Origin of the sequence: Mycobacterium intermedium, from assembly GCF_002086275.1 — a bacterium.
GTDB lineage: Bacteria > Actinomycetota > Actinomycetes > Mycobacteriales > Mycobacteriaceae > Mycobacterium > Mycobacterium intermedium.
The window spans coordinates 1-1660 of sequence record NZ_MVHT01000226.1 but is presented as its reverse complement, the minus strand read 5'-3'; the positions used below and the strand labels follow the sequence as shown (position 1 = coordinate 1660).

Here is a 1660-nt window from a genome sequence, read left to right as displayed (position 1 = left end):
TTAGCCTTGATCCACCGATGAATTGGCTGGTTGTCGGGGTGTCGGAATGAAGAAAGTGCCCTCTGAGCTGGAAAGATTGGTGTTCTCGACGCAACAATCCGACCAGCACAGGAAAGGCACTTTCAGTGCGAGTGTCTCACACGTTCGGCCCCGACTCTGCTGTGTTCGATGAGGACAACCTCGTGTCGTGCGCGGGCCTGGTACCGGTGATGGCCCTAGCTGAGCAGGCAGGGCTGACGCGGTTGTTAGACAACAACATTCACATTACCTCGACACGGGTCAAGTCCGGGGCGGCAAATCCGGCCCCGAAACTGGCCACTCTGATCGCGAGCATGTGCGCCGGTGCGGACTACATCGACGATGTCGACCTGGTCCGCGCCGGTGGCATGAAAACCCTCTTCGGCAGGGTGTATGCCCCCTCCACCGTGGGAACCCTGTTGCGCGAGTTCACCTTCGGGCACGCCCGCCAACTCGACTCAGTGCTCACCCAACACCTGGCCAGGCTGTGCCAGCGAGTGAATCTGCTGCCCGGGTCCGATGTGCGTGCCTTTGTCGACATCGACTCATTGGTGCGCCCGGTCTATGGGCACGCCAAGCAGGGCGCCTCCTATGGGCACACCAAGATCGCCGGCAAACAGGTCCTACGCAAAGGACTGTCCCCGCTGGTCACCACGCTGAGCACCGACACCGCGCCCCCGGTGGTCACCGGGATCCGGTTACGGGCCGGGAAAGCCAACTCCGGTAAAGGCGCAGCCCGGATGGTCGCCCAAGCGCTGACCGCTGCCCGCGCCGCCGGAGTGAGCGGGCAGATCATCGTGCGCGGCGACAGCGCCTATGGATCGCGTGCGGTGATCCGGGTGTGCCGCCGCTACGGTGCGGTGTTCTCGCTGGTATTGACCCGCAACGCCGCGGTGCAACGCGCCATCGACACCATCGCCGATGATGCCTGGACCCCCGTGCAATACCCCGGCGCGGTCCACGACCCCGATACCGGGGCCTGGATCTCTGATGCCGAGGTCGCTGAAACCACCTACACCATGTCCGAAACCCCCACCTACCCCGCCGTCACCGCCCGGCTGATCGTGCGCCGCGTCAAAGACGCCGCCCAACCCCCAGACGGACTCTTCCCGATCTGGCGGTATCACCCGTTCTTCACCAACACCACCGAACCGGCCACCGACGCCGATATCACCCACCGACGCCACGCGATCATCGAAACCACCTTCGCCGACCTCATCGACGGACCCCTGGCACACATCCCCTCCGGGCGTTTCGGCGCCAACTCCGCCTGGGCCATCTGCGCAGCAATCGCCCACAACCTGCTCCGCGCCACCGCAACACTGGCCGGTACCAGTCACCGCACCGCCCGCGGGACCACCCTGCGCCGTCACCTGGTCAACATCCCCGCCCGACTGGCCCGACCCCAACGCAAACCGATCCTGCACCTACCCCGCCACTGGCCCTGGGAACCAGCATGGATCACCCTGTGGCACAACACCATCAGCCACCGATCCAGCGCCTAAACCACCAACCCCGACCCGACAACCAGGACTCCAACAGGAAAAGCTGGACAGACCAGCAGCCCCATCATGCCCACCACCAGCCGGTATCAAGATCAAGATCTCAGCCCGCCACCGCAGGGTCGATCGGTGGATTCAGG

General features: G+C 64.5%; 1 protein-coding gene. It reads left to right on the top strand.

The window, feature by feature from the left end; genetic code table 11:
- Positions 1-125 precede the first annotated feature (125 nt).
- Positions 126-1523 carry an IS1380 family transposase gene (locus tag BST27_RS30315; protein ID WP_069422675.1) on the top strand — a complete coding sequence of 466 codons (1398 nt, stop codon included), beginning with the start codon at positions 126-128 and terminating at the stop codon, positions 1521-1523.
- Positions 1524-1660: the final 137 nt, after the last annotated feature.